Origin of the sequence: Chitinolyticbacter meiyuanensis, from assembly GCF_008033135.1 — a bacterium.
Taxonomy (GTDB): domain Bacteria; phylum Pseudomonadota; class Gammaproteobacteria; order Burkholderiales; family Chitinibacteraceae; genus Chitinolyticbacter; species Chitinolyticbacter meiyuanensis.
Window position 1 is genome coordinate 1,759,307 of sequence record NZ_CP041335.1, and the last position, 20,413, is coordinate 1,779,719.

The following is a 20,413-nucleotide window of genomic DNA, read 5'->3' on the forward strand; positions in this document are numbered from 1 at the left end:
ATGTCTGCGTTCAGGGCAGGTAGGGGCGAGGGTCGATGGCTCGGCCCTGGTAGCGCAGCTCGAAATGCAATTGCACCCGGCTGGCCCCGGTATCGCCCATCGTGGCGATCTGTTGGCCCTGGCGCACCACGGCATCCTCGCCGACCAGCAGGTTGGCGTTATGGGCGTAGGCGGTGAGGTAGTCATTGTCGTGCTTGATGATCAGCAGCTTGCCATAGCTGCGTATGCCCTCGCCGGCATACACCACCCGGCCGGCCGCAGCGGCGACGATGGCGCTGCCGCGCTTACCGGCGATCTGGATGCCCTTGCTGCGCTGGCCGTCGAAGCTGCCGGCAAGCTCGCCCTGTGCCGGCATCACCAACCGGATGCTGGCGGCAGGCCGGGGCATGGGGGTGGGATTGGCCGGTGCGCCGGGACGAGGTGTCGGCTTGACGCCGGCGGGGCGGCTGCCAGTGGGCGGGGCGACGCGCAGGACTTGCCCCACCCGGATGTCGGTGGGGTCGGCCAGACCGTTCCAGCGCGCCAGTTCTGCAACGCTGCGACCATGGGTTTTAGCGATCCGGTAGAGCGTATCGCCTGCTTTCACGCGGTAAGTGGCGGCGCCGGTGCTGATCGGCGCGGGCGGCGCGCTGCCGCAGCCGGCCAGCCAGAGCATGGCGGCCAGCAGCAGGCAGAGCGAGGGGCGAAGGCGGCGGGTCACCGGCCGATTCTAGCCGTTGATGGGGAAAAACCGGCCGTTAATCTTGCGACTGCTTGCTCGCGTGGCGACAAAAAACGGACCTCGCAAGGCGAGGTCCGTTCAAGGTTGCCAGAGGCAACGGGATGTCAGGGGTTGACCAGCGGTGGCATGCGCGTGGCGTAGGGCCAGCCCTGGGTTTCATCGGTGCCGATCTGCCAATTGAAGGTACCGCGGATCGCCGGATGGCTGGCCTTGATCTGGTTCCACGCGGTGGTGGCCTGGTCGATACTCATGTAGTTGGTCTGGTTCCACACACCGAAACCGACCACCACGTGCTCTGCGCCCAGCAAGGCGACCCACTCGTTGACGTTGTTCACCACGTAGCTGACTTCGGCCAGATTGGGGCCGTCGTAGTACTGCGGCGCGCAGTAGTCGAGCACACCGGCCACCAGCATGTCGCGGCAGAAGGTCTTGTCGCGGGCGTTCCACGGTGCGGGCGGCGCCGAGATCAGGAAGCCCGGATAGCGTGCCTTCAACTGCTGGCTGATCCACACCATCTCCGAGGTGTCCGGCGTCTGGTCGGCCTCGAAGGTGTTCCAGTCGAGGCCATCGAAACCGCCGAGCTGGTTGTAGATGCCGATCACGCTGTCGACGAAGGCCTGCGACTTGGCGCGGTTCGGGAAGCTCATGCCGTTGCCGGCACCGCCGACGGACAGGATGATCTTGCGGCCTTGCGTACTACGGGCGTACTGGATGTCCGCCTTCAAGTTGGTCGCGGCGCCGCGGCCGTCACCCGGTGCATTCCACTGCACGGCACCAGTGGTGCCCGGTGCACCGCCAACCGGCGTGGCCGAGAACAGATAGATCAGGTTATAGCCGGTAGGTACATCGCGGATGCGGATCTGCGAGGTCGGCCAGTACGGCCAGTAGCCGCCGACGATCTTCCTGGCGGTGCCCGGGGTCGGCGTCGGGCCTGCCGGTGTCGGGGTCGGCGTGGCTGTGCCGGAGCAGGTGGTCGGCTCCCAGTAATAGGTGCTGATGGTCGGGATGGTGGCGTCGCTGCCATTGGCGCCAACCGCCTTCACCCGGTAGTAGCTGCCCTGGTACTGCACCACGGTGCCGAGCGGGTAGTTCACGCCGCTTTGCCAGACGACATAGCTGCATTGGCCAACCGGGGTCGGCGTGGCCGGACGCGGCGTTGGCGTAGCTGTGGGCAATGGGGTTGCGGTCGGGCGTGGCGTCGGGGTGGCAGTGCCGGAGCAGGTGGTCGGCTCCCAGTACCAGGTGCTGATGGTCGGCGTAGTGGCGTCGCTGCCGTTGGTACCGACCGCCTTCAACCGATAGTAGTTACCTTGGTACAGCACCACGGTGCCTAGCGTGTAGTTCACGCCGGCTTGCCACACCACGTAGCTGCACTGGCCGACTGGTGTTGGCGTGGCGGGGCGTGGGGTGGCGGTCGGTAGCGGCGTGGCGGTGGGCCGTGGCGTCGGGGTTGCCACCGGTGTGGGTTGCGGCGTCGGGTTGCCGCTCGATGGCCCCAGATCGCGCCACAGCGTGTTGGTCACGGCGGGGTTCCAGCCGGCGCCGACGTAGGCGGTGTGGGTGATCAGGGCCTGGTAATCACGACCGTTGTAGCTGACGTAGGTGCCAGCCACATAGGTATTGCCCTCGGCCCAGGCCGGGTAGGCGGCGTGGGCCCAGGCTGATGCGGTCATCATGATGGCCGCGTGCAGTGCAAGCGCGCCGATGCGTCTGTTTGTCATTGTGCTCATCCTCTTGTCGTTCTCGGTGTCAGCCCTGGAATGTCTCCGCGCATGCCAAGGGACTGAGCCGACAGCGTAATCAAGAGCCCGGGCATGCTCCAATGTTCGAATCGGATGCCGGGTTTTGTCCGAATCGCGCTTTGCAGCAAAAGCGTGCTTGCCGTGCTTGCTGGGGTGCTGATCGGTGGGTTTGGCCGGTTGGTTGGTTGTCTTTCAGGCTTCCGGTATGCCGGTATCGAGATCGCCTTGTTGCCTTTGCGCACGGGCCAGTTTGGCCAGCGCTTCATAGCGAGCGTGAAAGGCGTCCAGATCGGCTTCCTGCAGCTCTTCCAGATCGAGCAGGGCATTGTGTGCGCCCCGCGTCACCCGGATCAGTTCGTCGAGCTTGATCTGGATCGCTTCGGTATCACGGTTCTGGGTGTTCTGGATCAGGAACACCATCAGGAAGGTGACGATGGTGGTGGAGGTGTTGATCACCAGCTGCCAAGTATCGCTGTAATCGAACAACGGACCAGTGACGACCCACAGCACGATCATCGCCGCAGCCAGCGCAAACACCCAAGGCCGGCCACTGATGCGTGCGGCGGCCTTGGCAAAGCGGGTGTACCAGTTCGGATCTTGCATGGCGCGCTCCTCGGGAAGGGATGCTGTCGTTCTAGCGCGTGGCAGGCCATGCCAGGAAGCGGCTTTGTACCAAGGCACGAAGAAGCCTCGTACTTGTAATACGTTTGAAATCAAGTGCGCGCTAATATACGAGCCAGACTATTGGTCTCCTCTGATCGTCTCGACTCCAGCCCTGCATTGCGCGGGGCTTTTTTTTCTTCAAGATTCGGGGTACGCCGGCTGACGCAGTGCGAGCCTTGGTTTCAGCTGTGGATGAAGGTGGATTGGCCGTTCAGAAGCAGCGCTCGCCCGGCTGCGATGCGGCCTGCCTGATCCAGCTGGTGAGCAATGCTTCGTCGAGCTGGTCACCCTCGTGGATATGGCAGTAGCGGGTGGCTTCATGCTTGGAGGCGACGGGAGGCATGGGCTGCAGCGATGTGCCATTCAAGAACGCGACTTTCACGTATTTGCTGAGACAGTGGTAGGCCAGAAACCAGCCCTCACCGGCGATGCCGTAGAACGGCGTGTTCCAGCGTACCGCTTTTTGCACATCCGGCACCGTGCGTTCGATCAGCGCGTCGAGTAGGCGGCCGACATCGTGCTTCCAGCCCGGCATTGCGGCAATGTAGGCCTGTACCGGCGCATTCCCATCGGCCTTGGCGATTTGCGGATTGCCGCCCGATAGCAGGACGGGGCTACCGGATGTACTTGCGGGTGCGGGCGATTTGCCGGCCATGGTGTTGCTCCTGGTTATCGCGGAGATGGGCGATGGGTGCGCAGGTGGCACCACCCCCAGGCGATGACTGCGCCGATCGGACCGATCAGCAAAAGGTTCCAGAGCGGCATCACCAGCAATCCAATTGCGGCAGTGGAGGACTGGGGTCGGATGAATACCGAGTAATGCATATACAGATCGCCTGCCAACGCCGCCATGGCATAGCCAATGCCGATTGTGAAAGGCAAGCGCAGCTTGGGCAGCAAGGCGGCAACCGCATAGGGCAGGCAGGACCATGCCAATAGTGCTGCGAGAAACAGGTTCGGGCCGCCTGAGGCGAGAAACAGCAAGGAATAAAAGTGCAGCAGCACGCCGCTGAGCACCGGCAGAAGCAACGATACAGGCATTGCGGCATTCCCGAACGCGGATGATGAAAGCCAGCCTAGCAGCCGGAATGCGCGGCTTGCCTGTGGAGGATTACCCGATTCGCGTGGCAATCCACCACGTGGTGCCGCCTATGTCCTTCACCCCGCCGCGCTTGTCTTCATCGGCCTTCTGCACCGGTTCCTGGACTGAAGCTGCGCCCGCCGCCAAGGCACGCTGGTAGCTGGCATCCACGTCCGGCACGTAGATGTGGACATGGGCCAGCACTGCTGGCCAATCCGGATGCGCATCCGCCAGCATGATCACGGTGTCGTCGAGCCGCACTTCGGCATGCATGATCCGCCCGGCTTCGCCCGGATACTGGCGCAGCAACGCGCCATCGAACGCCTGCTGCAAGAATTGGATCGTCGCTGCAGTGTCGGAGACGATCAGGTAGGGCGAAACGCTGTTGTACTGCTCGGGCTTGAAAGCGGGCATGGCGAGGCATCCAGAATCAAAAGGAATGAAGCCAGTATCGGATAGAAAACCGGAAACGCACGTGACAGCCAACACGGCCTGAGCCAGTGGAAAGCCGAGCCGCATGATGACCATGCCGCGGCCTGTCGTTTCGGCTGCTCGCGGAATTTGAATGTGAAGCGACGCCAGCATCCAGGCGCCGCTCCAAGCGAACTCTTGGTCAGTCGCCACGCGTCCGGTTGGTCCGATCCGGCTCGCTGGCGGTGCGGGCATCCGGGGTGGGGGTGACGCTGCGGGTCCAGCCGCTGTTGGTGTCGACGGCGCTACCCGATCCGGTATCACCGGCCGAGCCGCTGCTGGCGGCGGAGAGGCTGAGGGAGGCGGCTAGTGCCGAAGCGCCGAATAGCGCGGTGATATGGCGAACGCTGATCATGATGCTTTCTCCTTGGTTGCAAGACACGCAGGCAGTCGTGGGCCTGCAACAGGAGTGGGGCAAGCGGTATGCCCGATCAGTAATTTGCAGCCGCGCTTTTCAATGGAAGAGCTGGGGATTGCATTGCGTTGTCAAATCTCGGCTTAGGTGGAGCGGGGAGGCGACGCTGTCGACGCTCTTCCTGCGGCGGCCGCGTCGACTGCGGCAACGGCGGCGCTTTTTTTCGCGGCGGAAACGGGCGATCTAAGCCAATACGCGGATATTCAGGCGGGGGCCGTCCACATCGGCCCAAGGAAAACCGAGCGGGACCTTGCGGTTACCCGTTGCCCCCAGGCGCAGCTCCAGCAAACGGCGTGCCGGGTAGGCGGTGCGCTCGAAGCCCGAGCTGGTCGTGAAGACTGTCGTATTGGGGCTCAACCTGTCAGAACCGGCCCAGCTTGATCTTGGCCTGGGCAAAGCGCAGCGCGGATTCGATGCCGTCATCCCAGTTACGGTTGATCGCGACGAGGCCGCGGTAATGGTGCTTGGCGGAGGCCTGGAAGCCTGCACTGATTTCCCACAGGCCGTCGCGGCGTTCGTCCCCCTGGATGCGGATGAGGATCAGCTGCTTCGGATTGCGCGGCGAAGGATGCTCCGCCATGTGGACTTCGGTGCGGCCGGTGAACGGGGAAGGGGGCATCGGGTGGATTCTCTTGGTGGCGGTCAGCGGGTCGTGGTGTCGATGGCGTCGTGCACTGATTCGATACCGGTGGCGATGGCTTCGCTGGGGTTGGCAAGGCGGGCATCCCGGTCCGACAGGTGCACCCGCTCGCTGCCGTCGTCCTGGATCAGCGTCCAGGTGTAGATCCAGCCATCGCCATCCTGCAATGCCTGTACTTCGTAGGTTTGATGCTTGTAGTTGCCGGAATAGCTGAGTTCGTTTTCTGCCATGGGATGCTCCCGCCGGTTTATCGGCCTAGGTCGATTTCATATCTGGCAAAGCGCAGCGCGGCGGCCTTGCCTTGCTCCCAGCCCTGGAATACGCCGACCACGCTGTCGAAAAAGGCGTTGTCCGATGTGGGAAAGCTCGCCGAGATCTGCCAAGTGCCGTCCTCGCGTTCCGCACCCTGCACGCAGATTTGCAGCATGCGCCCGGGCAGGCGCGGCGAGGCGTAGACATTGGCATAACGTTCGGTCTGGCCGGTCAGGCGGGCCTCCGCGCGGATCATGGGCAGCTCCTCGATGACTTCAACGTGCATAGTTGATGGTGTTTTGTAGAACATTCGTTCTATTTTCAAGGCATGCATTCCAGCTTGTCCAGCGCCGTGTGTCCCACGTGTGCGGCGCGCTATAGCGCCACGGTCGAGTGATCGTCCAGCAAGCCGCATGCCATTGTTGCCGTGGTAGCGCACGGTTCGACTGTGAAAAATATGCATCGCGCCGCAGGCCGAAACACATGATTCGTAATCACCAAGATGTAAAGCCGGTAGGCCCTATGGATATGGAGCCGTCGGCGCGTTGGTGGGACTTTGAGAATGCGGGGGAAAAGCGCTGAATTCGCAGCAAAGCTGTAGCAGGAGCTTGGGCTTAAGCCGCCAGCGGTGAAGTATTGCTAGGTATTGCAAGATCGATTGAGCAGGGAGTCCGAACGCGCTGCTTGGCACGCTGCTGAAAGCGGACGGGTTGCCTCGGTGATCAGACGAGTCTGGATCGCGTGGCGAGCGGCGGCCGGTTCAATCATCGGCCGCCTTGACCAAGTACCTGAAAACCCCGGTGCGCCGAATACCGGTCTCAGCTGAACGCTTCCTCGTGGAGGATGCTCAACCGGCGATCCGGATTTTCTATCGGCACCCGGCCGGATTGCAGGCACTGGAAGATGTGCTCGAACACCTTGCCCGGCTGCATTGCATCGTTTTTGGCGCGGAAGTAGGAATGGCCCTTGGGTGGGTCGTAGTCGTTGTTCACGTCGTCGCAATCCACGCAATATACATTCTGTGGCGTCAGCTCGAAATTTTCCGGGCCGGTATGGCCCAGCCGCCGCGATGCGATCTTGTTTTTCAGATTCGCGGCCTTGCTGGCCCGCAGGGCCAGATCGTCCGCCGCGAAGTAGACAACGACATTGCGCGATGCATCCGAAATCAGTTTGCCTTTCTGATCCCGGTGGATGGATTCGTTCTCGATATCCGCAGCCACCAGGAAGGCGTTGCGGAACATCAGTGGCACGCCGCTTGTGAGGTCGTACCGATCCCAGGCGCAGAGCGTTTCCCGCAGCACCCGGTTTCCCATCGAGTGGGCCAGTACGTTGATCCGCTTGAGGCAGGGATCGCTCGGGTCGTTCTTGCTCGATTCGCGCCACTCCAGGAAGCGGCACAGTGCGCGGGCGAGGGAGGGGGCGCTGAAATCCGCGGATTTCTGGTCGTCCCAGTAGTCCTGAACGATGCCCAGGTCGTTGTCGCAGGGCCAGATGACGGGCACCACCACCACTTCCTTGTCATCCTTCTGATCGCACAGCAACTGGAATTCACTGGCTGCTGCAAATACGGTTTCAGGCAGATTGGAAAAACCGTGGATATAGAGCAGCACCTGTCGGACTGGACAGCCCTTCAGCTTGGTCAGGAAATTCATGCCGCCCAGCTCGACCATGCTGCCATCCGCATTTCGCTCGCAAAAGAAGATGGAATTGCTCGGTGCGTTGTTTTTGAGATCGAACGCAAAGGGCCTGCCCACTCGGCTTTGAATGGAGCCTTTGGGAAAACGATTTGTGATGAACAGCATGGCGAGTCTCCTGATCGTGCACGGATTCCCTGAATTTATTTGTCATTTTTATGTTATTTGGGTGTAGGTCGTGTGAGGTGGCGAAACAAGCGGCATGATCATCGAAGGTAGGCACGCTTGTCGGAAAGCGATGTACTCGCTCTGCAACGATTCGTGCCCATTGCTGCATCGGTGGGATGGAAGCGATTTAGGGGGCAGGAGTGCCGTTGGCGCTGCAATGCAGTTCCTGCCTGCGGCGATATCCGGCGGAGACTGCGTCGCGATCTGCTCAAGATCAGTTTTCCTGCTCTTTCACCCGCACGGCCGCCCGCCAGCGGCCGTTGATCGGTATAATGCGGGCCTTATTCGGTGCTGCTGGTACTGCTGCGACGAGATCGAGTCGCATGCTGGCCGTGCTGAATGACCACAACGGCGTCAAACCCGTGCCAACCGAAGGATGCAACCTACGCGGTGCATCTTTGGGTGATGCCGGCAAGTCGTTGAAGATCAAACAAATCAAGCCGCGTGGCTTGGGTTGTGGCCCCTGTAGTTAAATGGATATAACGAGCCCCTCCTAAGGGCTAGTTACAGGTTCGATTCCTGTCGGGGGTGCCAAACCGGCGCACGCGCCAACTCATGACGACATACACCGGATCTATCCGCCGTGTTCTCTCTCGCACCGTGTCTGCCACGGTGTGTCCCCTGCGCACCCCGGGCGGTGTGTCTCGTCTCTGCCGTATAAAAACATAACCAACAGCATTCCAAGACAGGAGCAGTCCCTATGTTACGCAGCACCAAGATCGTCGCCACGCTGGGCCCCGCATCCAGCGATGCCGCTACGCTGGAGCGCCTGCTCGCCGCCGGCGTGAACATGGTCCGTCTCAATTTCTCGCATGGCACGGCACAGGATCACATCGATCGCGCCGCACTGGTACGTGAGTTGGCGGCCAAGGCCTCGCGCCCGCTGGCGGTGCTGGTCGACCTGCAAGGCCCCAAGATCCGCGTCGGCAAGTTCGAAAAGAACAAGATCGAACTGAAGAATGGCGACAAGTTCATCCTTGATGCCAACTGCACACTGGGCAACCAGGAGCGCGTCGGCCTCGACTACAAGGAGCTGCCGAACGATGTCGACCAGGGCGCGATCCTGCTGCTGGACGATGGCCGCCTGGTGTTCGAAGTGACCGAAGTGCTGGGTAGCGAAATCCACGTGGTGGTGAAGGTGGGTGGCATCCTGTCCAACAACAAGGGCATCAATCGCCAGGGGGGCGGCCTGACCGCACCGGCGCTGACCGCCAAGGACATGGAAGACATCAAGACGGCGGCCAAGCTGCATGCCGACTATGTTGCCGTCTCGTTCCCCAAGTCCGGTGCCGACATGTACATGGCCCGTACGCTGCTGCGTGCCGCCGGCAGCAAGGCGCTGCTGATCGCCAAGATCGAGCGTACCGAGGCCGTGGCCAACCTCGACGAAATCCTTGATGCCTCCGATGGCATCATGGTCGCCCGTGGCGACCTCGCTGTTGAAGTGGGTGATGCCGCGGTGCCAGCGTTGCAAAAGAAGATGATCAAGGCGGCCCGCCGCAAGAACAAGCTCACCATCACGGCCACGCAGATGATGGAGTCAATGATCACGAGCCCGGTGCCAACCCGCGCCGAAGTGTCCGACGTGGCCAACGCCGTGCTCGACGGCACCGACGCGGTGATGCTGTCGGCCGAATCGGCCAGCGGCAAGTTCCCGATCGAAACGGTCGAGGCCATGGTGCGCGTCTGCATCGAAGCCGAGAAGTCGATCGAAAGCAAGGTGAGCGACGAAGTGCTGGCGCAGGGCGATTTCCATCGCATCGACCAGAGCATCTCGATGGCCGCGCTGTTCGCTGCCACCCATCTCAAGGTGCGCGCCATCGCCGCGCTTACCCAGTCAGGCTCGTCCGCGCTGTGGATCAGCCGCTTCGTCTCCGGCGTGCCGGTCTATGCGCTGACTCCGGAAGCCGACACCTACAATCGCTTGGCGCTGTTCCGCGATGTGTACCCGGTGATCCTGCCGCATGAGAACACCGACCGCGAAAACCTGCTGGTGCGCGCTGAAGTCGAGATGCTGCGTCTGGGCATCGTGCAGAACGGCGACGTGGTGATCTTCACCTTTGGCGACGTGGTCGGCATGGGGGGCGGTACCAACAGTCTGAAGATCGTCAAGATCGGCGATCGCAAGGCACGCTGAGCATTGATCTGACAAAAAACCCGGCTTAGGCCGGGTTTTTTGTTGATGGCTCCGCCGACAACAGCGCGATGACGGCTTGATGGGCGTTGAGAAAGCTCCGGTCCCTGAGCGCGCCGAGCAGCTGGTTCGCGGCAAGGCGCTGCTGCAGCGGTACCTTGAGCTCGGCAAGATGTAGCGCAATGCCTCGTGCGGCGAGGGTGGTATCAAGCTTGTCCAGCATGCCTGCTGCGCTGTAGTCGATGCTGGCAACGCCCGAGAGCACCAGCACCACGTCGCGGGTGTCGGCGTCCAGCCGGGCGAGCACGCCGTCCTCGACGGCGCGGGCGTTGCCGAAGTAGAGGTTCTCGTCGAGCCGCAACAGTGTGAGTTGCGGCCAGGTCTCGGTGTCGAAGCGCTCGACGTTACGGAAATGCTCGGTACCCGGCAGGCGGCCGAGCACCACGATCTGCGGCTGGCTGGTGCGGTGGATGTAGAGCGCCAGCGACAGCAGCACGCCGCTGGCGATGCCCGGCATGGCGCCGAATAGCAGCGTGACGGCGAGCGTGGCGATCAATGCGGCGCCATCGCGGCGGTCGTAGCGCCAGCTGGCGCGCAGCTGGTGCAGGTCGATCAGCTTGAACGCGGCGAGCACGATGGTGGCGGCCAGTGCCGCCTTGGGCAGCAAGGCCAGCAGGTCGCCCAGCGTGGCGGCGGCCAGCACGATCCAGCCGGCTGTGAAGACACCGGCCATCGGAGTGCGGGCACCGGCGCCGGCATTCACTGCTGTGCGCGAGAAGCCGCCGCTCACCGGCAGGCCGCCGACGCTGCCGGCCGCAAGGTTGGCGGCGCCGAGCGCCAGCAGCTCCTGGTCCGGATCGACCGTTTCGCCGCGTTGCTGCGCCAGCGTCTGGGCGATGGTCAGGCTTTGCAGGTAGCCCACGAGGCCAATCAGCAGCGCGGGCAGCCATAGCTCGGCGATGCCATCCAGCGTTGCCGTGGGCCACGAGAGCGTGAGCTCGGCCGATGGCAGTGGTCCCACCTTGGCGAGCTGAGGGTGGGTATGGGCGTATCTGGTCAGGAGGACGAGCACCACGATCGGCAACAGCCTGGAAAACAGTGCGCGCTGTTGCAGCAGCCGGGGCAGCGCTTCGCCCACCAGCCAGAACAGGCCGAGCGCCACCAAGCCGAAGCCCAGGGGGGCTGGTTGCAGCTGCATGGCGGCCTGCAGCCAGTGGGCCAGTTGTTCCGGCAATTGCTCGCCGGTGATGCGGATACCCAGCAGCGGGCCGAGCTGACCCAGCCCGATCAGGATGGCCGTGCCGCTGGTGAAGCCGCTGACGACCGGCAGCGACAACAGGCGGGTGATTCGCCCCAGGCGCAGCAAGCCGAACGCGATCAGCATTGCTCCGCACAGCAGGGCCAGCACCGTCGCGGCCGCGAGCGGATCCTGGCCGGTGGCGATGATCGGCGCCAGCGCGCTGGCCGTCATCAATGACGTCAGTGCCATTGGGCCGACCGACTGGGTCATGCCATGGCCGAACAGCGCGTAGGCCAGCAACGGCAAGGTACTGGCGTAGAGCCCCGTGACAGGAGGCAGGCCGGCCAGCATGGCGTAGGCCATGCTCTGCGGGATCAGCAATACGGCAACGACGATGCTGGCGCCCAGGTCGCCCAGCAGGTCGGCCCTGCGGTAGCGGGGCAGCCAGCGGGCGATCGGTAGCCAATCCGGTGCATTAGCCACGCCGGCGCTCCCACCGGCCAAACAGCCAGAAGCCTGCCAGCATGGCGAGCATGAACGGGGCAAAGCCCAGTGGATCGAATATCAGGCCCACCAGCGCGGGCCCAGGGCAGATGCCAGCCAATCCCCAGCCGGCACCGAACAGGACACTGCCCAGCAGCAGCCGGCGGTCGATCGTGCGGCTGGCTGGCAACTGCATCGGCTCGGCGGTCAGTAGGGTGGTCGAGCGCCGTTGTGCCCAGGCGAACAGCCCGCTGGCGCTGGCAATGGCGCCGCCTATCACGAGCGCCAGGCTCGGATCCCATGCGCCGGCAAGATCGAGAAAACCCAGTACCTTGGTTGGGTTCGCCATGCCGGACACGATTAGCCCGGCGCCAAAGATCAGGCCGGCAGCGAAGGAAATCAACGGCAGCACGGCGGGCCTCACAGCAGGTGACGAAGGACGAACACGGTGGCGAATCCGGTGCCCATGAACACCAGCACCGCCACCAGCGAGCGCACCGATAGCCGCGATAGCCCGCACACGCCGTGGCCGCTGGTGCAGCCATTGGCATAACGGGTACCGATGCCCACCAGCAATCCGGCAATGACCATCCAGAATGGGCTGGCTTGCAGCTGGATGGTGGGCGCTGCCTGGAAGGCGAGCCAGCCCAGCGGCGCGGCCAAGAGGCCGGCGACAAACGCCCAGCGCCATCCAGAGCGGGCCCCATCCTGCTGCAACAGTGCACCGACAATGCCACTGACGCCGGCGATGCGCCCGGCAAGCAGGGCCAGCATGCCGGCGGCAAGGCCGATCAGCACGCCACCGGCGAGCGCGCTCCACGGCGTGAAGTGTTGCCAGTCCAGCATCATGGCTTGGGTTCCCTTGTGGCTGTTGCCGGGGCAGGGCAATAGAGCTCATGCAGCAGTTGCAGCACGCGCAGCACATCCGGGTTGGCCAGACTGTAGTAGATGCGCTTGCCATCGCGGCGGGTGTTGACCAGGCCCTCGTTGCGCAACACACCGAGCTGCTGCGACAGCGTCGGCTGGCTGATGCCGGTGCGCTCGGTGAAATCCGATACGCACAGCTCGCCGTTGACCAGCTGGCAAAGCAGCAGCAGGCGATCTTCGTTGGCCAGCGCCTTCATCAGGCCGGTGGCCCGACCGGCTGCGCCGCGCAACTGCGCCAGCGCTTGGGAATCCAGCATGGGTGCTCCCGGCGAATGCTTGAAAATATTATATATAAAAATATAATGTATTCAAGACCGGGCCGGTGCTTGCCAGCCCACAGGAGTCACCATGCCGAGACCGCATGTCATTTCGTTCTTCGATCCGCAGACCGCCACCTTCAGTTACCTCGTGTACGACCACCCGGGCGGCGCCGCCGCGCTGGTTGATCCCGTGCTCGATTTCGATCCACGCTCCGGCCATACCGCCAGCACGTCGGCCCAGCGCCTGGTCGACCAGGCGCAGGCGCTGGGACTCACCGTGCAATGGATCCTCGAAACGCACGCACACGCCGATCATCTATCCGCCGCGGCCTGGCTCAGGGAGCGGGTGGGCGGTCGTATTGCCATTGGCCGTCGCATCACCGAAGTGCAACGGGTATTCAAGCTGCTGTATGGGCTGGAGTGCGAATTCATGCCGGATGGCCGCCAGTTCGACGTGCTGTTCGACGACGACGCGTGTTTCGAGATTGGCAGTCTGCAGGCGAGGGCGTTGTTTGTGCCCGGCCATACGCCTGCCGACATGGCGTATCTGGTGGAAGACGCCTTGTTTGCTGGTGATACCTTGTTTCCGCCCGATGTGGGCACCGCGCGCTGCGATTTCCCCGGTGGCGATGCCGGGCGGCTGTTCGATTCGGTGCAGCGCCTCTACCGCTTGCCGGACAGCACCCGTTTCTACGCCTGCCACGACTATCCGCCTGCGGGCCGCACGGCAGTCGCCGGTGCCAGTACCATCGCCGAGCAGAAAGCCCGTAACATCCATATCAACAGCGCCACCCGGCGGGACGATTTCATTGCCATGCGGACCGCGCGCGATGCAGGCCTGGCCATGCCACAACTGATCCTGCCAGCGCTGCAGGTCAATATTCGCGCTGGTCTGCTGCCGGAGCCCGAGCCCAACGGCACGCGCTACCTGAAGATTCCACTCAACCAGCTGGGAAAGCCATTGCCATGATCGTTGCCTGTCCACACTGCCACGCGGGCAACCGCCTCGACGCCACCCGCCTGGGTGATGCACCCAACTGCGGTGCCTGCCATGCACCGCTGCTGAATGCGCCGCTGACCGGTACCGCGGACAACCTGCCGGAGCTGCTGCGCCACAGCCAGGTGCCCGTCGTCGTTGATTTCTGGGCCACCTGGTGCGGCCCGTGCCAGTCGTTCGCGCCGGCTTTTGCCGCTGCGGCGGAGGCCTTTGTCGGCAAGGCGCTGTTCGTCAAGGTCGATACCGATGCCGAGCAGGCATTGGCCGCCCAGTACAAGGTCCGCAGTATCCCGACCATCGCGGTGTTCGATGGTGGCAACGAGCTGGAGCGGCTCGCCGGGGCGCTGCCTTCCGGTCAGTTCAAGGCCTGGTTGATGCAGTTCGTTTGATGAGCGGACTGCGACGCTCGCTCTGGCTGGGCGGTGGCCTGGTGTCGCTGCTGCTGGGCGCGGCCGGCGTTGCGCTGCCCCTGTTGCCGACCACGCCGTTCGTGTTGCTGGCTGCCGCCTGCTTTGCCCGTTCCTCGCCGCGACTCGAGCGCCGCCTGCTGGATCACCCGCGGTTTGGCCCGGCCATCCGGCTTTGGCGGGAACATCGTGCACTGCCGCGGCGGGGCAAGCGTTGGGCCCTGCTGCTGATGAGCGCCAGCTTTGCCTGGTCGGCGTGGATGCTGCGGGGATATGGCTGGCCGGTGTTGATTGTGGTCGCGCTGTGGTTGCCGTTGTTCTGCTGGATGGCGCGGCTGCCGGTGCGCGATTACAGCGCGGAAAACAACAACGGCGCCTGAGGCGCCGTTGTTGGTATCGCGTGAAGTGAAGCCGCTCAGTAGGTGCCGGCATGCAGTTGCGCATACGGGCTGGTTTCCAGCCATTTGCGCACGCGATTGGCGTCACCGATGCGGGTGAACTTGCCATCCGAATCGAGCAGCACCATCACCACCGGCGAGCCGTTGATGGTGGCCTGCATCACCAGGCAGCGCCCGGCCTCGTTGGTGTAGCCGGTCTTGGACAGGCCGATGGTCCAGTCACTCTCGCGCACCAGCGGGTTGGTATTGCGGAACTGTAGTTCCCGGCCGGTGAGGTTGGAGATGAAGGCGTACTCGCTCGACGTGCTGAAGTGATGGATCTCCGCATAGCGATGCGCTGCAGTGACGAGCTTGGCCAGCTCGCGCGCGGTGGAGACATTGTTCGGCGTGAGGCCGGTGGCATCGAAGAAGCGGGTGTGCGGCAGGCCCAGCTCGCGGGCCTTGTCGTTCATCCGGCGCAGGAAGGCCGGCTGACCACCGGGGTAGTGGCGCGACAGCGAGGAAGCCGCGCGGTTTTCCGACGACATCAGCGCCAGCAGCAGCATCTCGGCGCGGGTGAGCTGGGTGCCCACGCCCAGGCGCGAGCTGGTGTTCTTCAGCGTGTCGACGTCTTCCGGCCCGATGCTCAGGAGTTCATTCATCGGCAGCTGGGCATCGAGCACCACCATCGCGGTCATCAGCTTGGTGATCGACGCGATCGGTGCCACGGCATCGGCATTCTTCTCGTAGACGACTTCGCCGCTGCGCTCGCTCATGATCAGCACGCCGGCTGATTGCACGCCGGGATGCTCGGAAACGACAGGCGCCGCCACGGCGCGCGCGACGCTCACGTTCCGTCGCGCATTGGCCGTGGCCACGCGGGACAGATTGCTCTTGCGCTGGGCCGTCTTCTTGCCTTGCTTGGCGCTGGCCTGCTTGCTTTCCGTCGTCTTGGCGACGGCAAGCGAGGGCGCGCTCACGCAGGCGGCGACGAGCACGAAGCCTAGGGCGTTGATCCAATTGCGCATTGTTGTGTCTCCCGCCTGTTGAACGCTTGGCGCGGTTGGGGTGTATCAGTTGCTGCTGATTTTAATGCAAGACTATGAAAAAAGTCATGTTTAATCAATAAGAACCGACCGATTGTGCATGCTGTTTCTTCAATGATTTCTGCTGGCTTGCGCCAAAACTGGGATTTTTGTATGCTGCGTCGCACAATTTAAGTGCTTCTCCCAATTGCGGCGTGTTGGTTTTGTGTATGCACTGTCCAAGCATTTGCCGCGCTTGTCCACCTGGAGTGTGCTGTGCTGAACCCGCCGTCTCTCGATGCCTTGCTGCAACATCTGAACGATGCCAACCGCCAATGGTGGCAGCAATGGGCAACCCAGGGAGCTGCGTCCGGCTCCGCCAGCGAACCGGCGAGCGGCCTGGCCGGCTGGTTCGAATCGCAGCCGCAATGGCTGGAAAAGCAGGCCGCGTTCTACCAGCAGCAACTGGACCTGTGGTTGGGCTTCGTTGGCGCAAAGCCGCCACAGAAGCTGATCGAGCCGGAGAAGGGCGATCGCCGCTTCAACGCGCCCGAGTGGGAGGAACCACCGTATTCCTTCATCAAGCAAAGCTATCTGCTCACCGCGCGCTGGCTGCTCGATTCGGTGGAAACGGCGCCAGGTGATGATGCCGCCCGTGAACGGGCGTCGTTCTTCACGCGCCAGTACCTTGATGCCATCAGCCCGGCCAATTTCGCGTTGACCAATCCTGAGGTGATGAAGCTCGCCAACGAGACCCAGGGCGCCAGCCTGCACGAAGGCGTGAAGAAGCTGCTGGCTGACGTGCAGAAGGGCAGCATCACCCAGACTGACGAGAGCCAGTTCACTGTGGGCGAGAATCTTGCGGTGACGCCGGGTGCGGTGGTGTTCGAGAACGAGCTGTTCCAGCTGCTGCAATACACGCCGAGTACCGCCAAGGTGTTCGAGGTGCCGCTGCTGATCGTGCCGCCGTGCGTGAACAAGTACTACATCATGGATCTGCAGCCCGAGAACTCCATGGTGCGGTGGATCGTCGAGCAGGGTTACACCGCCTTCCTGGTGTCGTGGAAATCGATCACGCCGGAACTTGGCAAGCTGAACTGGGATGACTACGTCGAGCAGGGCGTGATCAAGGCTGGCGAGGTGGTGCGTGCCATCACCAAAAAGCCGCAGATGAACGTGCTGTCATTCTGCATCGGCGGCGAACTGGTGTCGACGGCGCTGCCGGTGATGCAGGATCGTGAGCTCGACTGGTTCAAGTCGGTGACGCTGATGACGGTGATGCTCGACCACACCGAGCCGGGCGACATCAAGCATTTCATCGACTGGAACGTGATCCGTTCGCGCGAGCCGCAGATGGAGACCGGCGGCGTGATCTCCGGCAAGGAACTGGCGCGCACCTTCGCCGCGCTGCGGGCCAACGACCTGATCTGGAATTACGTCGTCAACAACTACCTCAAGGGCAAGACACCGCCGCCGTTCGACCTGCTGTACTGGAACAACGATTCGGCCAATCTGGCGCTGCCCATGCATACGTTCTTCCTCGAGAACATGTATTTGAAGAACAACCTGGTGAAGCCGAACAGCTTCGCGCTGTGCGGTGTCGATATCGACCTCACCACCATTGAAGTGCCGACCTATGTCTTCGCTGCGCGCGAGGACCATATCGTGCCCTGGCAGTCGGCCTACGGCACCACGCATCTGTTCCGCGGCCCGCTGCGCTTCGTGCTCGGCGCCTCCGGCCATATCGCCGGCACCATCAATCCGGTGACCACCAACAAGCGCAATTATTGGGTGAACGAGGCGCTGCCGCCGGAGGCCGATGCGTGGTTTGCCGGCGCCGAAGCCCGACCAGGCAGCTGGTGGCAGGACTGGCATGCCTGGCTTGCGCCGCAATCGGGCAAGCAGGTGGCAGCGAAGAAGACATTGGGCGCGGCAGGTTTCCCGGCGATCGAGCCGGCACCGGGGCGCTATGTGAAGGAACGCCTCGCCTGACGCCCGTTCGGCGGCCGGATGGACCGTCCGTGCCGCCGAGAAAACTAAGATAAGACCGTGCCGCCAAGGCGCGGTACACCACTGGGCAAAAGCCCGATTTCGGAGAGAAAGGCAATGACTGATGTGGTAATCGTCGCCGCGCAGCGCACGGCAATCGGCAACTTCGGCGGCGCGCTCGCCAAGGTTTCGGCCCCGGAACTCGGCGCCATCGTGATCAAGGCCCTCCTCGACAAGACTGGCGTTGCCGGTGAAGCGGTCAGCGAAGTGATCCTTGGCAACGTGCTCACCGCCGGCCTTGGCCAGAACCCGGCCCGCCAGGCGCTGCGTCGCGCCGGCCTGCCCGATGCCGTGCCGGGCCTCACCATCAACCAAGTATGCGGCTCCGGCCTCAAGGCGGTGGCGCTTGGCGTGCAGTCCATCCTGTCCGGCGACAACGAGATCGTGATCGCCGGCGGTCAGGAAAACATGAGCGCCACGCCGCACCTCTTGAATGGCAGCCGTGATGGTTTCCGCATGGGCAATGCGCAGCTGATCGATTCCATGGTCTACGACGGCCTGACCGACGCCTACAACCAGTACCACATGGGTGTCACCGCCGAGAACATCGCCAAGAAGTACAACATCAGCCGTACCGAGCAGGATGAGCTGGCACTGGCTTCGCAGCAGAAGGCTGCAGCTGCCCAAGCTGCCGGTCGTTTTGCCGACGAGATCGTGCCGGTGACCATTCCGCAGAAGAAGGGCGACCCGCTGGTGTTCGCCGCGGACGAGTTCATCAAGACCAATGCCTCGATGGATGGTCTCGCCAAGCTGCGCCCGGCCTTCGACAAGGAAGGCAGCGTCACCGCCGGCAATGCATCGGGCATCAATGATGGCGCCGCCGCTGTGCTGCTGATGAGCGCCGACAAGGCGCGCGCGCTGGGGCTGACCCCGCTCGCCACCATCCGTGCCGCCGCTTCCGCCGGCGTCGACCCGACCATCATGGGCATGGGCCCGGTTCCGGCTACCCAGCGCGCACTGGCGCGTGCCGGCTGGACGCTGGACCAGCTTGACCTGATCGAAGCCAACGAAGCCTTCGCTGCGCAGGCCCTGGGCGTGGCACGCGAGCTGCAATGGGATTGGAACCGCGTCAACGTCAACGGTGGTGCCATCGCGCTGGGCCACCCGATCGGTGCATCCGGCGCCCGCGTGCTGGTGACGCTGTTGCACGAGCTGCAGCGTCGCGACGCCAAGCGTGGCCTCGCCACGCTGTGCATCGGCGGTGGCATGGGCGTGGCGCTGGCCATCGAGCGCTGAGCCGTCTGCCCTGATTTGAACGCCCTCCGACGGAGGGCGTTTTGTTGTGCGCGGCCGGCCCGGGCGGCCTCATGCCGCCGCACCTGCCCCTCTTTGCCCGGAGTTGCCCATGTCTCCCCTTATCAACGCCGCCGAGGCGCTGCTCATCGCGGACCAACTGATCTTCATCGACTGCCGCCACAACCTGGCCGAACCCGATGCCGGGGCACGTGCCTATGCCCAAGGTCATTTGCCGGGCGCGGTATTCGCCCACCTCGATGTCGTGCTGTCCGGCCCCAAGAGCGGGCACAACGGCCGCCATCCCTTGCCGGATCCGCAGCGGTTGGCGGCCTGGCTCGGTGAACAGGGCATCGATGCGGACAGCCGTGTTGTTGCCTATGACGACGCGGGCGGGATGTTCGCCGCACGTTGCTGGTGGCTGTTGCGCTGGCTGGGCCACCGCGGGCCGGTGCAGGTGCTCGATGGCGGGATCGTCGCCTGGCAAGCCGCGGGTGGTGATCTGACGCCACAGCCGCCGCAGCGGGCTGCACATGATTACACGCTGGCCTTGCGGGCAGAGCGGCACGTCGATGCCGCCGCGGTACTCGCCAATCTGGATACCCTCGATTTCACGCTGATCGATGCGCGCAGCGCCGAGCGCTATGCCGGTATCGGCGAGACGCTGGACCCGGTTGGCGGGCATATCCCAGGGGCGCTCAACCGCTTTTTCCAGCTCAATCTGGCGGAGGGCCGCTTCAAGCCGGCGGAGGAGTTGCGTGCCGAATGGCTGGCGCTGCTGGCAGGGCGCGAGCCAGGCGAGGTAGTGCACCAATGCGGCTCGGGCGTGACCGCTTGCCACAACCTGCTGGCGCTGGCCGTGGCCGGGCTCGACGGTGGCAGGCTGTATCCGGGGTCGTGGAGCGAATGGTGCAGCGATCCGGATCGCTCGGTGGCGCGCTAGATTCCGGCTGCGCTGTTCAGGCTGGATCGCGACAATGAAAAACCGCGCCCAAGGGCGCGGTTTTCCGTTGCAGCGGCGGCGAATTACTTCTTGCCAGCCTTGCGACGGCGAGCGATCAGGGCGGCGAGACCGAGACCCATCAGTGCGTAGGTTTCGGGTTCCGGAACCGGGTTGGTCAGCGTGTAGCTGAAGTCACCGGTGTACTTCTTGCCGAAGCCCAAGAGGCCGAAGGTGTAGCTGTGGCCGTTGGTGACGGTCAGGTCATCAAAGCTGTACGAGAACCCGGTCTTGCGGTTGCCGTCCTTGGTGAACCCTTCGTTGCCAGCGAACGCATCGAACACCAGCCAATCGTTGGTGTTGTGATCGAACAGACCGAACAGCAGGCTGTTCAGGTTGCCCTTGGTGGTCGGGGTGAACAGCACGTCGAGCACGGCGTTGCTGCTGGAAACGGACGACGTGAAGGTGTCGCCGTAGATCAGCAGGTTGTCCTT

Annotated in this window: 23 protein-coding genes, 1 tRNA gene and 1 pseudogene; 8 read left to right on the forward strand and 17 right to left on the reverse strand. The window is 63.5% G+C overall.

The window, feature by feature from the left end:
* Positions 1 to 10 precede the first annotated feature (10 nt).
* The 11 genes from FLM21_RS08595 to FLM21_RS08650 form a co-directional block, all read right to left on the reverse strand.
* Positions 11 to 700 (reverse strand): peptidoglycan DD-metalloendopeptidase family protein, encoded by a 690-nt coding sequence (locus tag FLM21_RS08595; protein WP_246120851.1) that lies wholly within the window; start codon positions 698 to 700, stop codon positions 11 to 13.
* A 125-nt stretch (positions 701 to 825) separates the two neighbouring features.
* The gene (locus tag FLM21_RS08600) at positions 826 to 2,442 is read right to left on the reverse strand and encodes a carbohydrate-binding protein (RefSeq protein WP_246120852.1); all 1,617 of its coding nucleotides are present in this window, start codon (positions 2,440 to 2,442) and stop codon (positions 826 to 828) included.
* Between the two features lie 213 nt (positions 2,443 to 2,655).
* Positions 2,656 to 3,066: a low affinity iron permease family protein gene (locus FLM21_RS08610; protein WP_148715182.1), complete on the reverse strand. Its 411-nt coding sequence runs from the start codon at positions 3,064 to 3,066 to the stop codon at positions 2,656 to 2,658.
* A 271-nt stretch (positions 3,067 to 3,337) separates the two neighbouring features.
* Entirely contained in the window at positions 3,338 to 3,781 is a 444-nt protein-coding gene (locus FLM21_RS08615) for a DUF1801 domain-containing protein (RefSeq protein WP_148715183.1), read from the reverse strand.
* 14 nt (positions 3,782 to 3,795) lie between these two features.
* Positions 3,796 to 4,167, reverse strand: a complete 372-nt coding sequence (locus FLM21_RS08620) for a hypothetical protein (RefSeq protein ID WP_148715184.1) — start codon at positions 4,165 to 4,167, stop codon at positions 3,796 to 3,798.
* 70 nt (positions 4,168 to 4,237) lie between these two features.
* Positions 4,238 to 4,792 carry a VOC family protein gene (locus FLM21_RS08625; RefSeq protein WP_222846799.1) on the reverse strand — a complete coding sequence of 185 codons (555 nt, stop codon included), beginning with the start codon at positions 4,790 to 4,792 and terminating at the stop codon, positions 4,238 to 4,240.
* A 28-nt stretch (positions 4,793 to 4,820) separates the two neighbouring features.
* Positions 4,821 to 5,033 (reverse strand): hypothetical protein, encoded by a 213-nt coding sequence (locus FLM21_RS08630; RefSeq protein WP_148715185.1) that lies wholly within the window; start codon positions 5,031 to 5,033, stop codon positions 4,821 to 4,823.
* 421 nt (positions 5,034 to 5,454) lie between these two features.
* On the reverse strand, positions 5,455 to 5,712 hold the full coding sequence (locus tag FLM21_RS08635; RefSeq protein ID WP_148715186.1) for a hypothetical protein: 258 nt from the start codon (positions 5,710 to 5,712) through the stop codon (positions 5,455 to 5,457).
* 23 nt (positions 5,713 to 5,735) lie between these two features.
* Positions 5,736 to 5,963, reverse strand: coding sequence for a hypothetical protein (locus FLM21_RS08640; RefSeq protein WP_148715187.1), 228 nt, complete (start codon positions 5,961 to 5,963; stop codon positions 5,736 to 5,738).
* A gap of 17 nt (positions 5,964 to 5,980) precedes the next feature.
* Entirely contained in the window at positions 5,981 to 6,241 is a 261-nt protein-coding gene (locus FLM21_RS08645) for a hypothetical protein (protein WP_148715188.1), read from the reverse strand.
* A gap of 562 nt (positions 6,242 to 6,803) precedes the next feature.
* Positions 6,804 to 7,787, reverse strand: a complete 984-nt coding sequence (locus tag FLM21_RS08650; protein WP_148715189.1) for an alpha/beta hydrolase — start codon at positions 7,785 to 7,787, stop codon at positions 6,804 to 6,806.
* 519 nt (positions 7,788 to 8,306) lie between these two features.
* Between FLM21_RS08650 and FLM21_RS08655 the strand changes: the two genes are divergently transcribed.
* Both FLM21_RS08655 and pyk read left to right on the forward strand, forming a co-directional pair.
* A tRNA-Arg gene (locus FLM21_RS08655) sits at positions 8,307 to 8,381 on the forward strand.
* 166 nt (positions 8,382 to 8,547) lie between these two features.
* On the forward strand, positions 8,548 to 9,984 hold the full coding sequence (pyk, locus tag FLM21_RS08660; RefSeq protein WP_148715190.1) for a pyruvate kinase: 1,437 nt from the start codon (positions 8,548 to 8,550) through the stop codon (positions 9,982 to 9,984).
* Between the two features lie 25 nt (positions 9,985 to 10,009).
* On the opposite strand, the gene FLM21_RS08665 is transcribed toward pyk, so the two are convergent.
* From FLM21_RS08665 to FLM21_RS08680, 4 genes are read right to left on the reverse strand one after another with little or no spacing between them, the layout of a single operon-like run.
* Positions 10,010 to 11,704 carry a SulP family inorganic anion transporter gene (locus tag FLM21_RS08665; protein WP_187360150.1) on the reverse strand — a complete coding sequence of 565 codons (1,695 nt, stop codon included), beginning with the start codon at positions 11,702 to 11,704 and terminating at the stop codon, positions 10,010 to 10,012.
* Entirely contained in the window at positions 11,697 to 12,116 is a 420-nt protein-coding gene (locus FLM21_RS08670; protein WP_148715192.1) for a DUF6691 family protein, read from the reverse strand. The genes FLM21_RS08665 and FLM21_RS08670 overlap by 8 nt, the downstream gene beginning before the upstream one ends.
* Before the next feature lie 8 nt (positions 12,117 to 12,124).
* On the reverse strand, positions 12,125 to 12,553 hold the full coding sequence (locus tag FLM21_RS08675; protein WP_148715193.1) for a YeeE/YedE family protein: 429 nt from the start codon (positions 12,551 to 12,553) through the stop codon (positions 12,125 to 12,127).
* Positions 12,550 to 12,888 carry an ArsR/SmtB family transcription factor gene (locus FLM21_RS08680; RefSeq protein WP_148715194.1) on the reverse strand — a complete coding sequence of 113 codons (339 nt, stop codon included), beginning with the start codon at positions 12,886 to 12,888 and terminating at the stop codon, positions 12,550 to 12,552. The genes FLM21_RS08675 and FLM21_RS08680 overlap by 4 nt, the downstream gene beginning before the upstream one ends.
* Before the next feature lie 91 nt (positions 12,889 to 12,979).
* On the opposite strand from FLM21_RS08680, the gene FLM21_RS08685 reads away from it, so the two are divergent.
* Genes FLM21_RS08685 through FLM21_RS08695 form a run of 3 tightly spaced genes read left to right on the forward strand, consistent with a single transcriptional unit; the run spans position 12,980 to position 14,675 of the window.
* Positions 12,980 to 13,861 carry an MBL fold metallo-hydrolase gene (locus tag FLM21_RS08685; protein ID WP_148715195.1) on the forward strand — a complete coding sequence of 294 codons (882 nt, stop codon included), beginning with the start codon at positions 12,980 to 12,982 and terminating at the stop codon, positions 13,859 to 13,861.
* The gene (gene trxC, locus FLM21_RS08690; protein WP_148715196.1) at positions 13,858 to 14,277 is read left to right on the forward strand and encodes a thioredoxin TrxC; all 420 of its coding nucleotides are present in this window, start codon (positions 13,858 to 13,860) and stop codon (positions 14,275 to 14,277) included. Before FLM21_RS08685 ends, trxC begins: the two co-directional genes overlap by 4 nt.
* Positions 14,277 to 14,675 carry a YbaN family protein gene (locus FLM21_RS08695; protein ID WP_148715197.1) on the forward strand — a complete coding sequence of 133 codons (399 nt, stop codon included), beginning with the start codon at positions 14,277 to 14,279 and terminating at the stop codon, positions 14,673 to 14,675. Before trxC ends, FLM21_RS08695 begins: the two co-directional genes overlap by 1 nt.
* Positions 14,676 to 14,710: 35 nt before the next feature.
* Here the strand turns inward: FLM21_RS08695 and pbpG are convergent, their stop codons facing one another.
* Positions 14,711 to 15,700, reverse strand: coding sequence for a D-alanyl-D-alanine endopeptidase (pbpG, locus tag FLM21_RS08700; protein WP_148715198.1), 990 nt, complete (start codon positions 15,698 to 15,700; stop codon positions 14,711 to 14,713).
* A 273-nt stretch (positions 15,701 to 15,973) separates the two neighbouring features.
* On the opposite strand from pbpG, the gene FLM21_RS08705 reads away from it, so the two are divergent.
* From FLM21_RS08705 to FLM21_RS08715, 3 genes are all read left to right on the forward strand, one after another.
* Positions 15,974 to 17,689 (forward strand): PHA/PHB synthase family protein, encoded by a 1,716-nt coding sequence (locus FLM21_RS08705; RefSeq protein WP_246120853.1) that lies wholly within the window; start codon positions 15,974 to 15,976, stop codon positions 17,687 to 17,689.
* A 114-nt stretch (positions 17,690 to 17,803) separates the two neighbouring features.
* A complete protein-coding gene (locus FLM21_RS08710) occupies positions 17,804 to 18,982 on the forward strand; it encodes an acetyl-CoA C-acetyltransferase (RefSeq protein WP_148715199.1) in 1,179 nt (392 codons plus the stop codon).
* A gap of 109 nt (positions 18,983 to 19,091) precedes the next feature.
* Positions 19,092 to 19,922 carry a sulfurtransferase gene (locus tag FLM21_RS08715; RefSeq protein WP_148715200.1) on the forward strand — a complete coding sequence of 277 codons (831 nt, stop codon included), beginning with the start codon at positions 19,092 to 19,094 and terminating at the stop codon, positions 19,920 to 19,922.
* Between the two features lie 83 nt (positions 19,923 to 20,005).
* Here the strand turns inward: FLM21_RS08715 and FLM21_RS21665 are convergent.
* Positions 20,006 to 20,092, reverse strand: a pseudogene (locus tag FLM21_RS21665) (PEP-CTERM sorting domain-containing protein); the annotation flags it as partial.
* Positions 20,093 to 20,413 lie beyond the last annotated feature (321 nt).

Bases quoted from the DNA above. Each gene is read 5' to 3' on its own strand.
- FLM21_RS08675 (WP_148715193.1), bottom strand. From the start codon at position 12,553: ATGATGCTGGACTGGCAACACTTCACGCCGTGGAGCGCGCTCGCCGGT.
- pyk (WP_148715190.1), top strand. From the start codon at position 8,548: ATGTTACGCAGCACCAAGATCGTCGCCACGCTGGGCCCCGCATCCAGC.
- FLM21_RS08685 (WP_148715195.1), top strand. From the start codon at position 12,980: ATGCCGAGACCGCATGTCATTTCGTTCTTCGATCCGCAGACCGCCACC.
- FLM21_RS08600 (WP_246120852.1), bottom strand. From the start codon at position 2,442: ATGACAAACAGACGCATCGGCGCGCTTGCACTGCACGCGGCCATCATG.
- FLM21_RS08610 (WP_148715182.1), bottom strand. From the start codon at position 3,066: ATGCAAGATCCGAACTGGTACACCCGCTTTGCCAAGGCCGCCGCACGC.
- FLM21_RS08620 (WP_148715184.1), bottom strand. From the start codon at position 4,167: ATGCCTGTATCGTTGCTTCTGCCGGTGCTCAGCGGCGTGCTGCTGCAC.
- FLM21_RS08625 (WP_222846799.1), bottom strand. From the start codon at position 4,792: ATGCTGGCGTCGCTTCACATTCAAATTCCGCGAGCAGCCGAAACGACA.
- pbpG (WP_148715198.1), bottom strand. From the start codon at position 15,700: ATGCGCAATTGGATCAACGCCCTAGGCTTCGTGCTCGTCGCCGCCTGC.
- FLM21_RS08715 (WP_148715200.1), top strand. From the start codon at position 19,092: ATGTCTCCCCTTATCAACGCCGCCGAGGCGCTGCTCATCGCGGACCAA.
- FLM21_RS08640 (WP_148715187.1), bottom strand. From the start codon at position 5,963: ATGGCAGAAAACGAACTCAGCTATTCCGGCAACTACAAGCATCAAACC.
- FLM21_RS08710 (WP_148715199.1), top strand. From the start codon at position 17,804: ATGACTGATGTGGTAATCGTCGCCGCGCAGCGCACGGCAATCGGCAAC.
- FLM21_RS08680 (WP_148715194.1), bottom strand. From the start codon at position 12,888: ATGCTGGATTCCCAAGCGCTGGCGCAGTTGCGCGGCGCAGCCGGTCGG.
- FLM21_RS08635 (WP_148715186.1), bottom strand. From the start codon at position 5,712: ATGCCCCCTTCCCCGTTCACCGGCCGCACCGAAGTCCACATGGCGGAG.
- FLM21_RS08695 (WP_148715197.1), top strand. From the start codon at position 14,277: ATGAGCGGACTGCGACGCTCGCTCTGGCTGGGCGGTGGCCTGGTGTCG.
- FLM21_RS08650 (WP_148715189.1), bottom strand. From the start codon at position 7,787: ATGCTGTTCATCACAAATCGTTTTCCCAAAGGCTCCATTCAAAGCCGA.
- trxC (WP_148715196.1), top strand. From the start codon at position 13,858: ATGATCGTTGCCTGTCCACACTGCCACGCGGGCAACCGCCTCGACGCC.
- FLM21_RS08630 (WP_148715185.1), bottom strand. From the start codon at position 5,033: ATGATCAGCGTTCGCCATATCACCGCGCTATTCGGCGCTTCGGCACTA.
- FLM21_RS08615 (WP_148715183.1), bottom strand. From the start codon at position 3,781: ATGGCCGGCAAATCGCCCGCACCCGCAAGTACATCCGGTAGCCCCGTC.
- FLM21_RS08645 (WP_148715188.1), bottom strand. From the start codon at position 6,241: ATGATCCGCGCGGAGGCCCGCCTGACCGGCCAGACCGAACGTTATGCC.